Genomic DNA, 18204 nt, shown 5'->3' with positions numbered 1-18204 from the left:
AAGGTAAGATGATTGACAAGTTAATAATAGGAGGACATGAATTTCGGTCCAGATTTATACTGGGATCCGGAAAGTTCTCACTGGAGATGACAGATGCAGTAATAAAAAACGGAGGTGTGGAAATGGCTACCCTGGCCATCCGCAGAGCCAATGTGGGGGGAGAAGAGAATATACTGGACTATATGCCCCAGGGAATCACCCTTCTTCCCAATACCTCCGGCGCCCGGAATGCACAGGAGGCTGTCCGGATCGCCAGACTGGCCAGAGAACTGGGGTGCGGGGATTTTGTAAAGATTGAAGTTGTGCACGACAGCAAATACCTTTTGCCGGATAATTACGAAACAATTAAAGCAACAGAAATCCTGGCAAAGGAAGGATTTGTGGTTATGCCTTATATGTATCCGGACCTGAATGCGGCAAGAGATATGGTAAACGCCGGGGCAGCGGCTATTATGCCTCTGGGAGCACCTATTGGAAGCAATAAGGGGCTCTGTACCAGAGAGTTTATCAAGATTCTGGTGGAGGAAATCCAGCTTCCTATTATTGTGGACGCCGGTATTGGGCGCCCCTCCCAGGCATGTGAGGCTATGGAGCTGGGAGTTGCCGCAATTATGGCCAATACGGCTATCGCCACTGCCAGCGATGCTGCGCTGATGGCGTCTGCATTTAAACTAGCCATAGAATCTGGCCGTATGGCCTACCTGGCAGGACTGGGAAGAGTAGTAGAACACAAAGCCGTAGCATCCAGCCCTCTGACCGGCTTTCTGGAGGATTAAATATGATAACAGAACAGACCTGTCATATGGAATATCAGGAGGGTATGGAAGCTACAGACCATCAGCTTATGGACAGAGTACTGAAAAAAACGGCAGCATATGATTACAACCGTTATACACCTGCCCAGGTGAAGGCCGCGCTGAGAAAAGAGTCTCTGGATACAGAAGATTTTGCAGCCCTGCTTTCTCCGGCGGCGGCTCCATACCTGGAAGAGATGGCGCAAAGAGGCAAAGAAGAGACGGCAAAGCATTTTGGTAATTCCGTTTCCCTGTTCACCCCTCTGTACATAGCCAATTACTGTGAAAATAACTGTGTTTACTGTGGGTTTAACTGCAAAAACAGAATTCACAGAGGGAAACTGTCCATGGAGGAGATCGAACGGGAGCTGAAGAACATTGCAGCCACCGGGCTGCAGGACATTCTGATTCTCACAGGGGAGTCAAGATATGCCTCCGGCGTAGATTATATCGGAGAGGCGGTCAGACTGGCGGCCAAATATTTTGCTCTGGTGGGAATTGAGATTTATCCTCTCAATAGTGACGAATATGCATATCTCCATGCATGCGGGGCCGACTATGTCTGCGTTTACCAGGAGACGTATCAGCCCGAAAAGTACGAACGACTCCATCTGAGCGGTCCCAAGAGGATCTTTCCCTATCGCTTCAATGCTCAGGAGAGGGCATTAAAAGGTGGAATGCGCGGGGTAGCCTTCGGTGCCCTTCTGGGATTGGATGACTTTAGAAAAGACGCCTTTGCCACCGGGCTGCACGCCTGCTATATCCAGCAGAAGTATCCTCACGGGGAGATTTCATTCTCTCCCCCCAGACTTCGCCCTATCATAAATAATGACAAGGTAAATCCTAAAGATGTCCACGAAACACAGCTTCTCCAGGTAATGCTGGCGTACCGGCTATTCATGCCGTTTGCCGGAATTACCATATCTACCAGGGAACGGGCAGGTTTTCGGGATCATGTCATCGGTATGTGTGCCACAAAGATATCAGCCGGGGTTAAAGTGAGTGTGGGCGGTCACGGGGAAGAGGCAAAGGGGGACGAACAATTCGAGATTTCAGACCCCAGAAATGTGGAGGAAGTGAACCAGGCCATCCTTGACCGGGGACTGCAGCCGGTTTATGTGGACTATGTCAGAGTATAAATCCATGATTTGCATTACCAACAGACATCTGTGCGGGGAGGATTTTCTTCAGAGGATCCACAGTCTTGCAGGGATTCCGGAGATAGAAAGAATTATTCTCAGGGAAAAGGATATGGCTCAGGAGGACTATGAGAGTCTGGCAGAACAGTGCCGGGACATCTGCCGTCATGCAGGAAAGCCCTTTGCGGTGAATCATTTTATCCAGGCTGCCCGGAGGCTTAAAATCCCGGACATTCAGATAGCATTTGCCCAAATGGAGAAAAACAGGGAGTATCTGGGGGATTTCTCCTCAGTGGGAGTATCTGTGCATTCTTCGGAGGAAGCCCGGCAGGCGGAAGCGCTGGGCGCTTCCTATATCATTGCGGGACATATCTATGCAACGAACTGCAAAGAAGGGATCCCTCCCAGAGGTCTGCGCTATCTAAAAGAGGTCTGTGACTCCACCGGCCTGCCGGTGTACGCCATCGGCGGGATTACCCCGCGCAATATGGCAGAGGTACTGGCAGCCGGGGCGGCCGGAGGATGTATGATGTCAGGGTTTATGAAATACTGAAAAACGCTTCCGGGGAACCATCATCAGTTGGTTTCCCGGAAGCGTTTTTCAGTCTCTGACTGAGAGATTAGCACTTTTCAGGTTCTGGATAGTCGACGCCAAAGGTTTCCACTGTCATACTCTGAATGACCTGGGGCTCTCTCGGCTTGTCGCTGTAATCGGTATCTGTCTCTGCAATCTTATCTACAATATCAAGGCCTTCTGTCACCTTTCCAAATGCGGCATACGCCCCGTCCAGATGCGGGGAAGTCTTGTGCATCAGAAAGAACTGGGAACCGGCGGAGTCCGGATGCATGGCGCGGGCCATGGAGAGGACTCCGGGTATATGCTTCAGATCATTGGAGAATCCATTCTGGGCAAACTCTCCTTTTATGGTATAGCCGGGACCTCCCATGCCGTTGCCGTCCGGGCATCCGCCCTGGATCATAAAACCTTTGATGACCCGGTGAAAAATCAGACCGTCATAGAACCCTTTCTTTACAAGGCTGATAAAATTATTTACTGTATTGGGTGCGAGTTCCGGGTATAGCTCTGCCTTCATCACATCCCCGTTTTCCATGGTAATAGTTACTACTGGATTTGCCATAAGATAGTACTCCTTTTCCTTTACGTATTTGGCATACTGCCGTAAAACTTATTATAATATGGGATGGAGAAAGGTGCAAGTACTGATTCACCAGGTGTGCGGGAGGCCTCCTGTAGAAATGTGAGATTGCAGTGTGGTGCAGCCTTGTGCTATAATTGTACAGAATCACATGATTCAGACAGGATTCTAAGTGAAAACGGATAGGAATAGGATAATTATGATATATGAAACAAACAGCCCAGAGGAAACCTTCCGGCTGGGGGAAACCATTGGACAGAGAGCCCGTCCGGGAGAAATTTACACATTGATGGGTGATCTTGGTGTGGGAAAAACAGTATTCACACAGGGAGTGGCAAAGGGTCTGGGAATTACAGAGCCTATCAGCAGTCCTACTTTTACCATCATTCAGGAATATGAAGACGGAAGGCTGCCCTTTTATCATTTTGACGTCTACCGCATCGGGGATGTGGAGGAGATGGAAGAGATTGGATATGATGACTACTTTTTCGGAAACGGAATCTGTCTCATAGAATGGGCGAATCTGATTGAAGAGATTCTTCCTGAGGATGTCAGGCAGATTACGATAGAGAAAGATCTGGAAAAAGGCTTTGATTACCGCCGCATTATAATAGAAGGGATGGATTCATTATGAAACTTTTAGCTCTTGACAGTTCCGGGCTGGTGGCCTCTGTGGCTGTACTGGAAGATGACAGGCTCTTGGCAGAGTACACCATAAACTATAAAAAAACACATTCTCAGACACTGCTTCCTATGCTGGATGAGATTGGTAAAATGATCGAACTGGATCTTAACTCCCTGGATGCCATTGCCGTGGCTGCAGGACCAGGGTCCTTTACGGGACTGCGCATAGGCGCCGCCACTGCCAAAGGGCTGGGGCTTGCTCTGGATAAACCGTTAATCGGGGTTCCCACAGTGGATGCGCTGGCTTATAATCTCTACGATGCCAGACAGCTAATCTGCCCTATGATGGATGCCAGAAGAAGTCAGGTGTATACAGGGATATACAGATTCGAAGATGGGAAGATGAACATTATCACAGGACAGAAGGCAGTAAAGGTTGAGGAACTAATGGGGGAGCTGAATGCACTTGGGCAGGAAGTAATCTTTTTAGGGGACGGTGTCCCGGTCTACGCAGATCTGATACGGGAAAAGATAAAGGTTCCCTATTCCTTCGCGCCGGCGCATGTGAATAAGCAGCGGGCCGGATCTGTGGGGGCACTGGGAATGGTGCTGTATCAGAGTGGACAGGTACAGTCCGCAGCAGAGCACCAGCCGGAATATCTGCGGGTATCACAGGCGGAAAGAGAACGGGCGGCAAGGTTAAAGGGACAGAAACAGGTATGATACGGATTCGCAGAATGGAGCCCAGAGACACTTGTACGGCTGCAGACATAGAAAAGGAGAATTTTTCCCGCCCCTGGAGCAGAGAGAGCTTTGACTCCAGCGCTTTTCGAAAAGATACCTTGTATCTTGCCGCGGAAAAGGATGGACGCCTCGTAGGATATGCGGGAATGTGGATCTCTCTGGACGAAGGCGAGATTACCAATGTGTCAGTTGCGCAGTGTGAACAGGGAAGGGGCATTGGACGGATGCTCCTGGAGCAGCTTCTCACAGAGGCAGAACAGGCAGGGGTTGCCTCCTGCTTTCTGGAGGTCAGAAAGAGTAATGTACGGGCACTCGCACTCTACGAAAGTATGGGGTTCCAAAGGGTGGGAACCCGCAGGAATTTTTATGAAGCCCCTGTGGAGGACGGAATTGTAATGATCAGGAGATGAGAAAAATGTAATCTTTTGCTAAATTTGAAAACCGTTCCCACTATATTTATGTATTTTTTTTCGATATAATACATTTGTAAACGCAGAAGGGGATTCTAAAGGGAGGATACAGATGAGGAAATACAAAAACCAACAGGCCAAACAGCTGGAGCAGGTGTCCTGCAACATGTGTGGAAGAGAACTGAAGGTGGAAAACGGAATTGTGATGGAAGGGGTTTTCCCTGTAGATATTGTATGGGGATATTTTTCCAGTCGTGACGGGGAGCGTCATTCCTTTGACTTATGTGAATCCTGCTATGAACGGTGGACTGCAGGCTTTCAGATTCCTGTGGCCAAAGGGCAGGAAAAGGAGTTAATTTAGTACCTCCCTGATAGATAAGCGCTGGTGATACAGCTATAGGTTTGACAAAAAGAGTGCCGCAGTGAGATTTTATACACTGCGGCATTTTTTTTGCGTAAACGGACGGAACCTGGGGATATTGCGCTTACTAAAACAAAATAAGAAAATATGTCCATTTTCAGCAGAAAATAATACAGGTGTACCTTTCGTGTATGCTATCGGACAAAACTTCCAATTTTGAGGTTTGAAGGGAAGAATGGTACATGATATTATCTTTCTAGAGGGAGTGCCCCGGATAAACGAAAACGGGATGAGGCAATTCAAATATGGAATAGCCTTAAGAATAATTGGAATTGTGCACAAAAAAGTACAATGTTATAATAAATATAACGTGAAAATACATAAAGACTATGATAAAATATAGACAAAGTCTGGAAAATATGTAAATATTTTGCCTTGTTCTCTTGCTCCGCTCGGAGTGAAACTGAAAGAATCCCTAATTTATTTGTGTACCGCATTTACTTTCTGGTAATGCAGTACAGCGCTGGAATGAAACGAATCATAATTTCTCTATAGTCAAGGAGGTGTATCATTGCTACTTATATTTATTTTATTCTGGATTGTGTTAAACGGGAAGATAACCGGAGAAATTATTGGAGCGGGAATCGTCATTTCTCTGCTGGTATTTATTTTCGCCTGCAGGTATCTGGGTTACAGCTTAAAAAGGGATGTCCGGTTTTTGAAAAAAATCCCAGTTGTGTGCTGGTATCTGGGTAATCTTATCCTGGAGGTAATAAAGGCAACAGCCAGTGTCATGAGATTTATTTTTTCTTTTAAATATGAGGTGGAACCTGTGCTGGTGCATTTTACAGTGGACTTTAAGACGGATATAGGACGGGTTATGATGGCTAACTATATCACGCTGACACCAGGGACCATTACGGTAGATGTGGACGGGAATGATTTTACTGTACATTGTCTGGACAAAGACTTTTCTCAGGGGATAGACGAATGTCTTATGATCAGGATTATTAAAAAAGTGGAGGAATAAGTATGGAACAGTATTACAGAGGTCTTTTTATCCTGTGCCTGATTATCCTGGCAGTTATTATTCTGATTTATGTCATTCGTTCCATTATAGGGCCGAAGCTCACAGATCGGATTATAGCGGTCAATGCAATCGGTACTCTTACAATTGTGGCAATAGCGATTCTGGCGATGCTTCTAAAAGAGTCTTATCTGCTGGATGTGTGTCTCATCTATGCTATGCTGAGCTTTTTGGCTGTGGTTGTTCTGGTACAGTTATATTTAAAGGTGTATGCAGAAAAACAGAAGGAGGACGAGGAAGAACATGATTGGGGAGAAAATTAGATTTGTACTGTGCGCTGCATTTATGCTGAGCGGCCTGGTGATTATGCTTGGGGCAGCCATCGGCAATTTTCGTTTCCGCACGGCTCTTAACCGGATGCATGCGGCTGCCATGGGGGATTCGCTGGGGAAACTCTGCCTTTTGATTGGCCTCATGCTGTATCAGTGGGGCGGCACTGTTGAAGTAAAGCTGCTGTTCATACTTGCTTTTTTCTGGATGGCAGGTCCTGTGTGCAGCCATATGCTCTGCGAATTCGAGGTGACAACCAATGCGCTGATGAAAAAAGAGGAAGAGGTGAAGAAGGATGTTGACGGCGTTTAAATTTGTAATGTTTTTCGGATTAATTGTATGTGCCCTTTCCGCCTGCCTGGCCAGGCGTCTCCTGATATCTGTAGCTATTTTTATGTCATACAGCGTTATTATGTCCATTTTATGGGTGGTGCTCAAGTCCCCGGATCTTGCCATCACGGAGGCTGCGGTCGGCGCCGGGGTAACCAGCGTCTTATTTTTTGTAACCCTCAAACGAATTCGGGCAATTGGAGAGGACGAAAAGCATGAGTAAGATTAAGAAAGATTACGAGCATACCTTTTTCGGAAAACTAGAGCGTTGGATTGCCGGGGAAAATGATGTTTTTTACGAAGAGCCTGAACCCATTGCCCTGGAAGAACGGGAAAAGAAAGCAGGACATAATTATCTCGCATATCTGGAACAGATCCCGGATGTTGGATATTCCTATGAAAAAGCAAAGGCCTATCATTATATATACCGGATTCTGACAGTGCTAATGGGGGTGTTTATAGTAGGAACTCTGCTTTATGTGGTATATTTTCTCCCTCCCTTTGGGGCAGCAGACAATCCGGTAAACAATGAGGTGTCCCGGCGCTACATAGAAAAAGGGATGGAAGAGACAGGCGCTGTGAACATTGTTGCAGGAATGATCCTGGACTACAGGGCATTCGATACATTTGGGGAATCCAATGTTTTATTTATCGCCGCTTCTGCGGTGCTCCTCCTTCTTAAGGCCGGCGACGGCGCGAAGACGGCGAAGTCCCAGAAAGAGATAGGAATGAAGGAAGATGTTATCCTGCAGAGAGTAACGTTTATCCTGTCGCCTATGCTGTTTCTCTTTGGAATCTATGTGATTCTCAACGGCCATCTTTCACCGGGAGGGGGATTTTCGGGAGGCGCAATCATAGGAGGAAGTCTGATCCTTTTCAGGAATTCCTATGGCTATGAAGCCATCGAACAGTTTTTTACAGAAAAGACGTTTCAGAACTGTACCCTGATTGCCCTTGGGTTTTACTGTCTTGCCAAAAGCTACTCCTTTTTTACAGGTGCGAACCATCTGAACAGCCATATTCCGCTGGGAACACCCGGTGAAATCTTCAGCGCAGGGCTAATCCTGCCTCTGAATATTGCAGTAGGCATTGTTGTGGCTTGTACCATGTATTCGTTCTATGCACTTTTCAGCAAAGGAGGGATCTGAGATGCTGGAGCACTTTCTGGAAAATGGAGAGGTTGTTACCTCTGTGATTCTCTTCGGCATCGGGCTGGCTGCTCTTCTGCTGCACAAAAATCTAATAAAAAAGATCATTGGGCTTAATATTATGGACACGGCTGCTTACCTGTTTCTGGCGGCGCAGGGATACATCGAAGGCAGGGGGGCACCCATTGTTACAGACGGGGTCACCAGCATGGATGCCTACATTAATCCCATCCCCAGCGGCCTGGTACTCACTGGAATTGTGGTGTCTGTGAGCGTGACAGCGCTGATGCTTGCTCTGACGGTCTGTCTGTATCAGAAATACCATTCCCTTAATATGGACTATATCATTATGAAGATGAGGAAGGAGGAGGAGTAATTGGAATTTGTGTGCAACTTTCCGTTTTTTTCCATCATGGTTTCCATGTTCTCCGGTGTCATTTCATCTGTCTTAAAAGGGAAAAAGGCCAGGAATCTGGGAATTGCGGTAAATGGGATTGTGATTGTGCTCTCTGCCGCAACTCTAGCTTATGTGATGTCTACAGGAGAAAGCTTTGTCTATACCATGGGGCATTATACCGCCCCCTGGGGAAATGAGATACGCGTAGGTGTTCTGGAAGCTTTAACAGCTACCTTTTTTAGCTTTGTGATGCTGCTGTCAGTCCTGGGAGGGATGAGACATCTTAGCCGGGAGCTGGAGGACAGGAGCCTGGGCATGTATTTTTTGTTCCTGAATCTGATGCTTGGGGCGATTCTGGCATTGATCTATACAAATGATATTTTTACCGCCTATGTGTTTATAGAAATTAATACAATAGCCGCCTGCGGTCTGATTATGGTGAGGAAAACAGGTCCTGTGTATGTGGCGGCTACCAGATATATGATTATGAGTTTGATGGGGTCCGGACTTTTTCTCATCGGAGTATGTATTCTGTATACAGTTACCGGACATCTGCTAATGCCCAATATCCAGGAAAGCGTAAAGATACTGATGCAGAGAGGAGAGTATCATATCCCCCTGCTTATGGTAATTATTCTTATCACGGCTGGTCTGGCTATTAAGAGCGGCCTGTATCCCTTTCATTCCTGGATGCCGGCTGCCTATGGTTTTTCCCTGCCCTCCTCCAGTGCCATTTTGTCTGGGCTGGTGTCAAAGAGTTATATATTTCTCCTGATAAAGATCATCTACCGGGTGGTGGGCAAGGATACAATTCTGGGCAGCGATATCATTAAAGTACTCTTTGCGTTCAGCGTGTTTGCTATTATTCTGGGTTCTGTGGGAGCCATACGGGAAAAGGACATCCGGTATATGAATGCTTATTCCTCGGTAGCTCAAATTGGTTATGTGTATATGGGAATTGGACTGGGAAGCCGGGCGGGAATGGTAGCGGCAATGTTTCATATCCTGGTGCATGCAGCTACGAAATCGCTCCTTTTTATCAGCGCAGAGGGTCTGAGTCAGGCCTCCGGCCATACCTACCGTATACAGGAATTAAAGGGTGCGGGATACAGGAGCCGGCTGGCAGGAATCGGCTTTACCGTAGGCGCGTTTTCCCTGGTAGGAATTCCTTTGTTCGGCGGATTTATATCTAAGATCTCTTTTGCAGTGGCAGCCACAGAGGATCCCAGAAAGGTCGTCCTTGTATTTATTGTTATTGCAATCAGCACATTGCTGAACGCTATTTATTTTGTCCGCACAGTTATTATTATCTATACACCGGTGGCTGCATCTGAAAAGACAAGAAGAGTAAAGCTGGGGGCGGCCGGTTGTACCGCCATTACCGTATTTGCAGCCGTCAATTTTATCCTGGGCCTGTTTTCAGGACCTTTTATAGGGGCCATTAAACAGGGGATTGCCATGTTCCAGTAGAAAAGGAGGAGACTTATGGGTGAAAATACTTTTTTAGTACTGCCTGTTTTGCTGCCCGTACTTGCAGGGGGGCTTCTTCTGGCGGTACAAAAGTATCTGGGAAGCAGAAGAGCTCTACTGGGATACTTTTTGACATTTTTAGTCCTCCACGGGGGGCTTACGATACTACTGGGAATCCGATGTCTCGGGGAGGGGGAATATCGATACCTGCAGCTGTGGCAGCTGATGGACGGTGTATCCATTGCCCTTCACACGGATGGGCTTTCTCTGCTGTTTGCTTTATTCATGGCCGCGGTATGGACACTGGCAGGAATATTTGCAGTGGGCTATATGAGAAAGGAAGAGAGGGAGGGAACCTTTTATGCCTGGTACCTCATGGCAGGTGGAGTACTTACCGGACTGGATCTCTCTGCCAATATGGTCACCCTATACATATTTTATGAGATGATGTCGCTGTCCACCCTGCCCTTAGTCCTTCATACTCTCAGGAAAGAGGCCATAATGGCGGGGCTAAAATACTTATTTTATTCTGCGGGGGGAGCTTTCGCCGGCCTGTTCGGAATTATCTATCTGTTTGGAAAGGGGATACTCTGTGACTTTTCCCCTGACAGGACGCAGAATATTCAGGCGGCGGCCCAGTCAGACCCTGTGTTTTATGTGGTAATCTTTCTTATGATTCTGGGCTTCGGTGTAAAGGCCGGCATGTTTCCGTTTCACGGATGGCTGCCCACTGCCCACCCGGTAGCACCGGCGCCAGCCAGTGCTGTACTGTCCGGTGTGATTACAAAGGCCGGAGTGCTGGCCATTGTCCGGCTGATCTATTTTGTTGTGGGAGCTGAGGTGATCAAAGGAACCTGGGTGCAGTATGCCTGGCTGATCCTGGCGCTCATTACTGTGTTTATGGGGTCTATGATGGCGTACAGAGAACCGCTGATGAAGAAGCGGTTTGCATATTCAACAGTTAGCCAGCTTTCTTATATTATGGCAGGGCTTTCTCTGCTTAATTTTTACGGGCTGGCGGGTGCCCTTTCCCATGTGGTTTTTCATTCTCTGATTAAAAATGCTCTTTTTGCCGTTGCCGGGGCAATTATCTGCCAGACTGGGAAGACGAAGGTTTCTGAGCTTAAAGGAATTGGAAAAGAGATGCCTGTGACCATATGGTGCTTTACACTGGCTGCTCTAGGGCTCATAGGAATTCCTCCGTTTGCAGGCTTTATCAGCAAATGGTATCTGGCGGCGGGGGCTTTGCAGGCTGAGATAGGTGTCCTGCGCTGGATAGCACCTGCGGTTCTGCTGCTCAGCGCTCTGCTGACTGCGGGGTATCTGCTTCCCATCACCATTCACGGGTTCCTGCCGGGAAAAGCGTATGACTACGGAAGTCTGAAGAAACGGGAGCCCTCTCTGTGGATGGTACTCCCCATTGTAATCCTGACTGCCGGAATTGCATATTTCGGTATATGGCCGGGAGGACTTATGGAACTGCTCACTGCCATCGGCAAGAGCATATTATAGGAGGTGCGGCATGGAAAATATCTATATCATTATACCTATTCTGCTTCCTATCCTCGCCGGGGCCCTGTTATTTTTCTTTCCTATAAAGGATAGAAAGAGAAGGAACATTGCAGTGGAAAGCCTTGTCATTGTAAATTCTGCAATTTCCCTTGGGATTTTGTGGGCGGGCAGTAAGGAGAGCCTAATCCTTTTTGAACTATATAAAAATGTAAGCCTGCTCTTTCGCATCGACGGTCTGGGAATGCTGTTCGGGACCATCGTTTCCACACTCTGGCCCTTGGCTACTCTGTATGCCTTTGAGTACATGACCCATGAGACCAGAGAAAATACATTTTTTGCTTTTTATACCATGACCTATGGGGTGAGCCTTGGGATTGCCTATGCGGGCAATATGATGACCATGTATCTTTTCTATGAGCTGCTTACCCTGGTTACCATTCCTCTTGTGATGCATACCATGATTCCCCGGGCCAGGCGTGCCGGCAGGCAGTATGCCTATTATTCTATCGGAGGGGCTGCTTTTGCCTTTACCAGCCTGATTTTTATTACTGTGTACGGGGAAGGGGCTTCCTTTGCCATCGGAGGAGTGATGGATCACACGCTGGTGGACGATAACATTCTACGCCTTATCTATGTGATGGCTTTTCTGGGGTTTGGAGTGAAGGCTGCGGTATTCCCGCTTCATGGATGGCTGATCTCTGCTTCTGTGGCCCCCACCCCGGTCACCGCTCTGCTCCATGCGGTTGCGGTGGTAAAGGCCGGAGTCTTCGCGGTACTCCGCCTTACGTATTACTGTTACGGGACAGAGATACTCAAAGGAAGCTGGGCCCAGGACATTGTGATGGGAATTGCCATGTTTACTGTGGTATACGGCAGTACCATGGCTGTGAAAGAGGTACATTTTAAACGGCGGCTGGCCTACTCTACCATCAGCAATCTGTCCTATATTCTGATGGCCGCAACACTTATGAGCCCTCTGGGGATGATTGCAGCTATGTGTCATATGGTTGCTCATGCCATCGGCAAGATTTGTGCGTTCTTTGTATCAGGCTCTGTTATGTTTAAAACAGGATATCATTTTATTCCGGCTCTGGACGGTGTGGGCCATCAGATGAAAAAGACATTTTTGACCTTTACGGTATCCGCCATGTCACTTACGGGAATACCTCTCACCATTGGATTTATCAGTAAGTGGCGGATTGCAAAGGCAGCCTTTGCGGGAGAAACTCTTTTGAGCTACGGAGTGGTTATTGTTCTGTTCTATGCCGCGCTGATGGCCGCCATTTACATGTTTACTGTGGTCATACGTGCATTTTGCCCGGAAAGAGGGAAGGAAAGGCTGATCGGCGGGGACACAGCGGATCCCACCTGGCGGATGCTGATTCCTCTGGGCGTGTTTGCTGCTGCGATGATCGGACTGGGAGTACACAGCGGGCCGCTTCTGGATTTTCTGGAACAGGTGGCAGCCGGTACTATATAGGAGGTGAAAAGATGCAGGGAAATATTTTACTTGGACTTACGGTGGGCTGGCCCTTTGCAGCTGCACTGCTGGGGTATCTGGCCGGGCGGTTCAGCAAAAGAATGCGGAATTATGCGGTAGATCTTTCGATCCTTCTTGAGCTTTTTCTGATCGCATCTCTTGCAGTGCAGGTGTGGCAGGGAGAGACGGTGATATTTGAAGCGGCAGGAATCTGCAGCCTGGGGCTTTGCTTTGTACTGGACGGGTTTCGGGCTCTGTTCGGACTCTTGTCTGGGTTTTTGTGGCTGATGTCAGCGCTGATGTCAAATGAATATATGAAGCATGAGAGAAACAGAAACCGATATTATATGTTCCTTTTGTTTACCCTTGGGGCCACCATGGGGGTATTTCTTTCCGCAGATCTCTATACAACCTTTATCTTTTTTGAGATTATGTCTTTTACCTCTTATGTGTGGGTGGCCCAAAACGAAACGCCCCAGGCGCTGGAAGCGGCGTCTACCTATCTGGGCATTGCAGTGGTGGGAGGGCTGATCCTTCTCATGGGACTCTTTATGCTGCATCATCTGCTGGGAACGCTGCGGATAGATGAATTGTATGAAGCAGGCAGAAAAGCCTGGACAGAGAACTCCGGACAGATCTACACAGCAGGGGCGCTGATCCTCTTGGGATTCGGTGCAAAGGCCGGAATGTTTCCCCTACATGTATGGATGCCAAAAGCACATACGGTATCTCCTGCGCCGGCCAGTGTGCTCCTGTCGGGGATACTTACAAAGGTAGGTCTGTTTGGAATTCTTTCAGTTTCCTGCAATATCTTCCGATATGATCCCCGCTGGGGAACTGTGGTCCTTCTGCTGGGGATGGTTACCATGACGCTGGGGGCAGTCCTGGCAGTATTTGCAGTGAATCTGAAGCGGACCCTTGCCTGCTCTTCTATGTCCCAGATTGGGTTTGTGCTAATCGGATTGGGAATGGCAGGACTTCTGGGGGAAGAAAATCAGTTGGCAGTGCGCGGCATTGTGCTTCACATGATGAATCATTCTCTGTTTAAACTGGTACTGTTTTTGGCTGCCGGAGTGGTGTTTATGAACCTGGAGGAATTGGAACTGAACGAGGTAAGAGGCTTCGGGCGCAGAAAACCCTTTTTGCAGTTGGCATTTTTGTCCGGGGCACTGGGAATCGGAGGAATTCCTCTATTCAGCGGATATGTAAGCAAGACACTTCTTCATGAAAGTATCGTAGAATATATCCATGAAGGCGGTACCGTATTGGGAAGCGCCGGTTTTACATCCTTTGTAGAACTTTTGTTTCTGTTCTGTGGGGGACTGACAGTTGCTTATATGATAAAACTCTATTATGCACTGTTTAGAAACCGCCATCCGGTGAGGCAGAAAGAATTTGAGGAGCAGTACCGAAACTATGCAAATCCCGTGACAAAATTAACCCTCCTTCTTTCCGGCACTGCAATTCCTGTATTGGGAATACTGCCGGGGGCAACCATGGATCGGATTGCAGACAGCACGGAAACATTTTTTGCTGTCCATCCTCTGGAGCATGAAATAGCCTATTTTTCTCTCGTGAATCTGAAGGGCGCGGTAATATCTGTTGCGGTAGGATGCTTCGTCTATTTCTTTTTTATCAAAAAGGCTGTTATGGTCAGGGAGGCGCCCGGCTGTTATGGATATAAGAACTTATGGCCCGATTGGCTTGATTTGGAAAAGAAGGTCTATGTCCCGGCACTTACAAAGTGGCTGCCCTCTGTATGTTCCGGAATCTTTCGCATACCTGACCGTTTGGTTGACTTCATCATTCTCACGCTGAAAGAAACACTTTACCGGCCGCTGCGTCTTCAGACAGAATCAGAGGAGGCAGCCAGGATTTCCAGGGCGGAGAGGCTCAGGGGAAGGATGGAATCCCACAAGTGGATGACCATAAGCTTGTCTTTTGGATTCCTTATGTGCTGTATCGGGATTGTGATTATGGTATTGTGCGTACTTTAGAGCTGCCTGTCAAATATCCTTAAAATGGCCCCTCATTGCCAATCGCTGGGAGTTGTGATAGAATAAGAACACTGAAAATGAAATGAGGAAATAGCATGTTAGATATATGTTTGCTGGGAACCGGGGGTATGATGCCTCTTCCCAGGAGGTGGCTGACCTCTTTGATGACCCGTTATAATGGAAGCAATTTGATGATTGACTGTGGAGAAGGCACCCAAGTGGCGGTAAAGGAAAAGGGCTGGAGTTTTAAACCTATTGATACCATTTGTTTTACGCATTACCATGCAGATCATATCAGCGGTCTGCCGGGGATGCTTCTGACAATGGGAAACGCAGAGCGCACGGAGCCGCTGACACTCATAGGCCCAAAGGGACTTAACCGTGTGGTATCTGCGCTGAGAGTGATCGCCCCTGAACTTCCTTTTGAGATCCAGTGTATAGAACTTACCGAGTCTGTGGAGCATCTGAAAAGCCATGGGTATGAGATCACAGCCTTTCGCGTAAACCACAATGTGGTTTGCTACGGATATACTTTGGAGATAAAAAGAGGCGGGAAATTTCTTCCCGAAAAGGCCGGAGCGCTGGGGATCCCCCTGAAGTGCTGGAATCCTCTTCAAAAGGGAGAGACAGTAACCTGGGAGGGGAACACATATACTCCGGATATGGTTCTGGGGTCCCCCAGAAAAGGGATAAAGCTTACGTATACGACCGATACGCGTCCCACTGCTTCTATCAGAGAGAATGCCAGGGAGTCTGATCTTTTTATCTGCGAGGGAATGTACGGGGAGAAGGAGAAAGAGGCAAAAGCCCGTGAGTATAAGCATATGACATTTAAAGAGGCTGCATGTCTGGCAAAAGAAGCTGAGGTTAAGGAATTGTGGCTGACACACTACAGCCCCTCTCTGGTCCGTCCTGAGGAATTTATGGATGAGGTTAGAGCGATTTTTCCCCGTTCTTATCCGGGAAAAGACGGGCAATCAACAGATTTGCAATTTGAAGAATAAGGATGAAGAAAATGGATAAAAATATAGATGATGTAGTGATACTGGCGATAGAGAGTTCCTGTGATGAGACGGCGGCAGCAGTTGTAAAAAACGGAAGGCAGATCCTCTCCAATGTTATTTCTTCCCAGATAGAACTCCATAAGCTGTATGGCGGAGTGGTGCCCGAGATAGCATCCAGAAAGCATATAGAGAAAATTAACCAGGTAATCGAGGAGGCACTGGATCAGGCAGGGGCTGCCCTGGATGATATGGATGCCATTGGAGTAACTTACGGACCCGGTCTGGTAGGGGCTTTGTTGGTTGGCGTGGCAGAGGCAAAGGCAATCAGCTACGCCAAAAACCTGCCGTTGGTAGGGGTACACCATATAGAGGGACATATTTCTGCTAATTACATTGAACATCCTGAACTGGAGCCTCCGTTTTTGTGTCTTGTAGTTTCGGGCGGTCACACGCATCTGGTGATAGTGAAAGAATATGGAGAATTCCAGATCCTGGGAAGAACAAGAGACGATGCGGCAGGGGAAGCATTTGATAAAGTGGCAAGAGCCATAGGACTTGGCTATCCGGGGGGACCGAAGATAGACAAGTTGTCAGGTGAGGGAAATCCCTATGCCATTGATTTCCCAAAGGGTAAAATCGAAGATGCCCCTTACGATTTTAGCTTCAGCGGTGTAAAATCTGCGGTGCTGAATCATCTCAACCGTTGCAGAATGCAGGGGCAGGAGATTGTGGCAGCAGATATAGCGGCTTCCTTCCAGCGCTCTGTAGTAGAAGTCCTTGTGGAGCATGCGATTGCGGCAGCAAAGGATTACCATATGGACAAATTGGCCATCGCAGGGGGCGTGGCATCCAACGGGGCACTGCGCAGAGGGATGGAGAAAGCCTGCCAGGAGAATGGAATTCATTTTTATTACCCATCACCCATCCTCTGTACGGACAACGCAGCTATGATCGGCACGGCTGCTTACTACGAGTATAAAAAAGGAACCCGTCACGGATGGGATTTGAATGCAGTGCCGAACCTGAAGCTGGGGGAACGGTAATGAAGAGAGAAAAATGTACGGCAATTGTGCTGGCAGCCGGACAGGGAAAACGTATGAGGAGTAAAATACAAAAGCAGTTTCTTCTAATTAAAGGGAATCCTGTTTTGTATTATTCTCTGGCCTGTTTTCAGAAAACAGACTGGGTGGATGACATTATCCTGGTTGCTTCCGTGGATTCCATAGAATTTTGCAGGAGGGATATTGTTCAGAAATATGGGCTTACAAAGGTCTCCAAGATCATTGCCGGGGGAAAAGAAAGATATGATTCTGTCTATCAGGGACTGCTGGCATGTGAAGGCTGCGATTATGTATTTATCCACGATGGAGCCCGTCCCTTTATCACTGAAGAGATACTGAACCGTGCTCTGAATGGAGCCAGGTGTTTTCAGGCATGCGTGGTGGGTATGCCCTCAAAAGATACCATTAAGATATCAGATGAAGAAGGAATGATCGCTGCTACTCCTGACAGAAGGTATGTGTGGACAATACAGACCCCACAGGTATTTCGCTATTCTCTGATTCGTGAAGCCCACGAGGAGCTGCGGAAAGGAGACATGCAGGGGATTACAGATGACGCTATGGTCGTTGAAAAGACAAAAGGATGCAGAATAAAACTGGTGGAAGGCTCTTATGAAAACATCAAAATCACAACACCGGAAGACCTGATGATTGCTGAAAATTTTGTTGAAAAAATATGAAAATAACATATTGACAACATTAAACATTAATGGTAAAATATCACTTGTCGCTGACGGAAAGCGACACCATGGAGAGGTATCGAAGTGGTCATAACGAGGCGGTCTTGAAAACCGTTTGTCCGCAAGGGCGCGTGGGTTCGAATCCCACCCTCTCCGTTGAACCGTTGGATTCACTGAGGAACGGTTTTTATATAGCAGCATTAAGATATCAGTGGTTTTGGAGAAGTACCCAAGCTGGCTGAAGGGGCTCCCCTGGAAAGGGAGTAGGTCGTTAATAGCGGCGCGAGGGTTCAAATCCCTCCTTCTCCGTTCTTGATTATCTGAAAAACACCGGGAAAAAGATGTAAAAGGTTGTTGACAAACGTTGAAAAACGTGATAAGATAATTGAGCTGACTGAGAAAAACAGTCAAAATTTAACAGTTTTTGACGAAGAATTATAGCATTCATTGTCAAACTGTACAAAGCACTTTGATAACTAAACAGTGAAACACATTAACCTGAAAATTCTAAAAAAGTAACATTTTTGGGATGAGTAAAA

21 protein-coding genes and 2 tRNA genes are annotated in these 18204 nt (G+C 47.5%); 22 read left to right on the top strand and 1 reads right to left on the bottom strand.

Annotated features, from left to right (window positions below; all coding sequences use genetic code 11):
• The first annotated feature begins 8 nt into the window (after positions 1–8).
• Genes GKG41_RS17620 through GKG41_RS17610 form a run of 3 tightly spaced genes read left to right on the top strand, consistent with a single transcriptional unit; the run spans position 9 to position 2486 of the window.
• Entirely contained in the window at positions 9–776 is a 768-nt protein-coding gene (locus GKG41_RS17620; RefSeq protein ID WP_154261058.1) for a thiazole synthase, read from the top strand.
• A gap of 2 nt (positions 777–778) precedes the next feature.
• Positions 779–1933 (top strand): 2-iminoacetate synthase ThiH, encoded by a 1155-nt coding sequence (gene thiH / locus GKG41_RS17615; RefSeq protein WP_154261056.1) that lies wholly within the window; start codon positions 779–781, stop codon positions 1931–1933.
• The gene (locus GKG41_RS17610; RefSeq protein ID WP_199884604.1) at positions 1920–2486 is read left to right on the top strand and encodes a thiamine phosphate synthase; all 567 of its coding nucleotides are present in this window, start codon (positions 1920–1922) and stop codon (positions 2484–2486) included. The genes thiH and GKG41_RS17610 overlap by 14 nt, the downstream gene beginning before the upstream one ends.
• 67 nt (positions 2487–2553) lie before the next feature.
• On the opposite strand, the gene GKG41_RS17605 is transcribed toward GKG41_RS17610, so the two are convergent.
• Entirely contained in the window at positions 2554–3072 is a 519-nt protein-coding gene (locus GKG41_RS17605; RefSeq protein WP_154261054.1) for a peptidylprolyl isomerase, read from the bottom strand.
• Between the two features lie 217 nt (positions 3073–3289).
• On the opposite strand from GKG41_RS17605, the gene tsaE reads away from it, so the two are divergent.
• The 19 genes from tsaE to GKG41_RS17510 all read left to right on the top strand — a co-directional run bounded on the left by tsaE (position 3290) and on the right by GKG41_RS17510 (position 17974).
• Complete coding sequence (gene tsaE, locus GKG41_RS17600; protein ID WP_154261052.1) at positions 3290–3724, top strand: tRNA (adenosine(37)-N6)-threonylcarbamoyltransferase complex ATPase subunit type 1 TsaE; 435 nt, start codon at positions 3290–3292, stop codon at positions 3722–3724.
• Positions 3721–4437, top strand: coding sequence for a tRNA (adenosine(37)-N6)-threonylcarbamoyltransferase complex dimerization subunit type 1 TsaB (tsaB, locus tag GKG41_RS17595; protein ID WP_072854081.1), 717 nt, complete (start codon positions 3721–3723; stop codon positions 4435–4437). The genes tsaE and tsaB overlap by 4 nt, the downstream gene beginning before the upstream one ends.
• Positions 4434–4868: a ribosomal protein S18-alanine N-acetyltransferase gene (gene rimI, locus GKG41_RS17590; RefSeq protein ID WP_154261050.1), complete on the top strand. Its 435-nt coding sequence runs from the start codon at positions 4434–4436 to the stop codon at positions 4866–4868. Before tsaB ends, rimI begins: the two co-directional genes overlap by 4 nt.
• Before the next feature lie 112 nt (positions 4869–4980).
• Positions 4981–5229: a hypothetical protein gene (locus GKG41_RS17585; protein WP_072854085.1), complete on the top strand. Its 249-nt coding sequence runs from the start codon at positions 4981–4983 to the stop codon at positions 5227–5229.
• 571 nt (positions 5230–5800) lie between these two features.
• Positions 5801–6259 carry a Na+/H+ antiporter subunit E gene (locus GKG41_RS17580; protein ID WP_072854086.1) on the top strand — a complete coding sequence of 153 codons (459 nt, stop codon included), beginning with the start codon at positions 5801–5803 and terminating at the stop codon, positions 6257–6259.
• A gap of 2 nt (positions 6260–6261) precedes the next feature.
• Positions 6262–6579 (top strand): monovalent cation/H+ antiporter complex subunit F, encoded by a 318-nt coding sequence (locus GKG41_RS17575; RefSeq protein ID WP_072854087.1) that lies wholly within the window; start codon positions 6262–6264, stop codon positions 6577–6579.
• Positions 6560–6898 carry a monovalent cation/H(+) antiporter subunit G gene (locus GKG41_RS17570; RefSeq protein ID WP_173015588.1) on the top strand — a complete coding sequence of 113 codons (339 nt, stop codon included), beginning with the start codon at positions 6560–6562 and terminating at the stop codon, positions 6896–6898. Before GKG41_RS17575 ends, GKG41_RS17570 begins: the two co-directional genes overlap by 20 nt.
• Positions 6885–7139, top strand: coding sequence for a hydrogenase subunit MbhD domain-containing protein (locus GKG41_RS17565; RefSeq protein WP_103710932.1), 255 nt, complete (start codon positions 6885–6887; stop codon positions 7137–7139). The genes GKG41_RS17570 and GKG41_RS17565 overlap by 14 nt, the downstream gene beginning before the upstream one ends.
• Entirely contained in the window at positions 7132–8064 is a 933-nt protein-coding gene (gene mbhE, locus GKG41_RS17560; protein WP_154261046.1) for a hydrogen gas-evolving membrane-bound hydrogenase subunit E, read from the top strand. Before GKG41_RS17565 ends, mbhE begins: the two co-directional genes overlap by 8 nt.
• Position 8065: 1 nt before the next feature.
• Positions 8066–8440 (top strand): sodium:proton antiporter, encoded by a 375-nt coding sequence (locus tag GKG41_RS17555; protein WP_154261044.1) that lies wholly within the window; start codon positions 8066–8068, stop codon positions 8438–8440.
• A 9-nt stretch (positions 8441–8449) separates the two neighbouring features.
• On the top strand, positions 8450–9931 hold the full coding sequence (locus tag GKG41_RS17550; protein ID WP_319018949.1) for a proton-conducting transporter membrane subunit: 1482 nt from the start codon (positions 8450–8452) through the stop codon (positions 9929–9931).
• A gap of 15 nt (positions 9932–9946) precedes the next feature.
• The gene (locus tag GKG41_RS17545) at positions 9947–11443 is read left to right on the top strand and encodes a proton-conducting transporter membrane subunit (protein WP_154261040.1); all 1497 of its coding nucleotides are present in this window, start codon (positions 9947–9949) and stop codon (positions 11441–11443) included.
• 10 nt (positions 11444–11453) lie between these two features.
• Positions 11454–12923, top strand: a complete 1470-nt coding sequence (locus tag GKG41_RS17540; RefSeq protein WP_154261038.1) for a proton-conducting transporter membrane subunit — start codon at positions 11454–11456, stop codon at positions 12921–12923.
• A gap of 11 nt (positions 12924–12934) precedes the next feature.
• Complete coding sequence (locus tag GKG41_RS17535) at positions 12935–14920, top strand: proton-conducting transporter membrane subunit (RefSeq protein WP_154261036.1); 1986 nt, start codon at positions 12935–12937, stop codon at positions 14918–14920.
• Positions 14921–15015: 95 nt separating this feature from the next.
• Positions 15016–15924 carry a ribonuclease Z gene (locus GKG41_RS17530; protein ID WP_154261034.1) on the top strand — a complete coding sequence of 303 codons (909 nt, stop codon included), beginning with the start codon at positions 15016–15018 and terminating at the stop codon, positions 15922–15924.
• Positions 15925–15926: 2 nt separating this feature from the next.
• Positions 15927–16967 (top strand): tRNA (adenosine(37)-N6)-threonylcarbamoyltransferase complex transferase subunit TsaD, encoded by a 1041-nt coding sequence (gene tsaD, locus GKG41_RS17525; protein WP_154261032.1) that lies wholly within the window; start codon positions 15927–15929, stop codon positions 16965–16967.
• On the top strand, positions 16967–17665 hold the full coding sequence (ispD, locus tag GKG41_RS17520) for a 2-C-methyl-D-erythritol 4-phosphate cytidylyltransferase (protein WP_154261030.1): 699 nt from the start codon (positions 16967–16969) through the stop codon (positions 17663–17665). Before tsaD ends, ispD begins: the two co-directional genes overlap by 1 nt.
• A gap of 70 nt (positions 17666–17735) precedes the next feature.
• Positions 17736–17821: transfer RNA gene (locus GKG41_RS17515), tRNA-Ser, on the top strand.
• 63 nt (positions 17822–17884) lie between these two features.
• Positions 17885–17974 (top strand) — tRNA-Ser (locus GKG41_RS17510).
• Positions 17975–18204: the final 230 nt, after the last annotated feature.

This window comes from Lactonifactor sp. BIOML-A5 (assembly GCF_009677585.1).
Taxonomy (GTDB): Bacteria; Bacillota; Clostridia; order Lachnospirales; family Lachnospiraceae; genus Lactonifactor.
Note: the sequence above shows the minus strand (reverse complement) of the source record. Positions and strands in the feature narration are given on the sequence as shown.

Bases quoted from the DNA above. Each gene is read 5' to 3' on its own strand.
- GKG41_RS17620 (WP_154261058.1), top strand. From the start codon at position 9: ATGATTGACAAGTTAATAATAGGAGGACATGAATTTCGGTCCAGATTT.
- thiH (WP_154261056.1), top strand. From the start codon at position 779: ATGATAACAGAACAGACCTGTCATATGGAATATCAGGAGGGTATGGAA.
- GKG41_RS17610 (WP_199884604.1), top strand. From the start codon at position 1,920: ATGTCAGAGTATAAATCCATGATTTGCATTACCAACAGACATCTGTGC.
- GKG41_RS17605 (WP_154261054.1), bottom strand. From the start codon at position 3,072: ATGGCAAATCCAGTAGTAACTATTACCATGGAAAACGGGGATGTGATG.
- tsaE (WP_154261052.1), top strand. From the start codon at position 3,290: ATGATATATGAAACAAACAGCCCAGAGGAAACCTTCCGGCTGGGGGAA.
- tsaB (WP_072854081.1), top strand. From the start codon at position 3,721: ATGAAACTTTTAGCTCTTGACAGTTCCGGGCTGGTGGCCTCTGTGGCT.
- rimI (WP_154261050.1), top strand. From the start codon at position 4,434: ATGATACGGATTCGCAGAATGGAGCCCAGAGACACTTGTACGGCTGCA.
- GKG41_RS17585 (WP_072854085.1), top strand. From the start codon at position 4,981: ATGAGGAAATACAAAAACCAACAGGCCAAACAGCTGGAGCAGGTGTCC.
- GKG41_RS17575 (WP_072854087.1), top strand. From the start codon at position 6,262: ATGGAACAGTATTACAGAGGTCTTTTTATCCTGTGCCTGATTATCCTG.
- GKG41_RS17570 (WP_173015588.1), top strand. From the start codon at position 6,560: ATGATTGGGGAGAAAATTAGATTTGTACTGTGCGCTGCATTTATGCTG.
- mbhE (WP_154261046.1), top strand. From the start codon at position 7,132: ATGAGTAAGATTAAGAAAGATTACGAGCATACCTTTTTCGGAAAACTA.
- GKG41_RS17555 (WP_154261044.1), top strand. From the start codon at position 8,066: ATGCTGGAGCACTTTCTGGAAAATGGAGAGGTTGTTACCTCTGTGATT.
- GKG41_RS17545 (WP_154261040.1), top strand. From the start codon at position 9,947: ATGGGTGAAAATACTTTTTTAGTACTGCCTGTTTTGCTGCCCGTACTT.
- GKG41_RS17540 (WP_154261038.1), top strand. From the start codon at position 11,454: ATGGAAAATATCTATATCATTATACCTATTCTGCTTCCTATCCTCGCC.
- GKG41_RS17535 (WP_154261036.1), top strand. From the start codon at position 12,935: ATGCAGGGAAATATTTTACTTGGACTTACGGTGGGCTGGCCCTTTGCA.
- GKG41_RS17530 (WP_154261034.1), top strand. From the start codon at position 15,016: ATGTTAGATATATGTTTGCTGGGAACCGGGGGTATGATGCCTCTTCCC.
- tsaD (WP_154261032.1), top strand. From the start codon at position 15,927: ATGAAGAAAATGGATAAAAATATAGATGATGTAGTGATACTGGCGATA.
- ispD (WP_154261030.1), top strand. From the start codon at position 16,967: ATGAAGAGAGAAAAATGTACGGCAATTGTGCTGGCAGCCGGACAGGGA.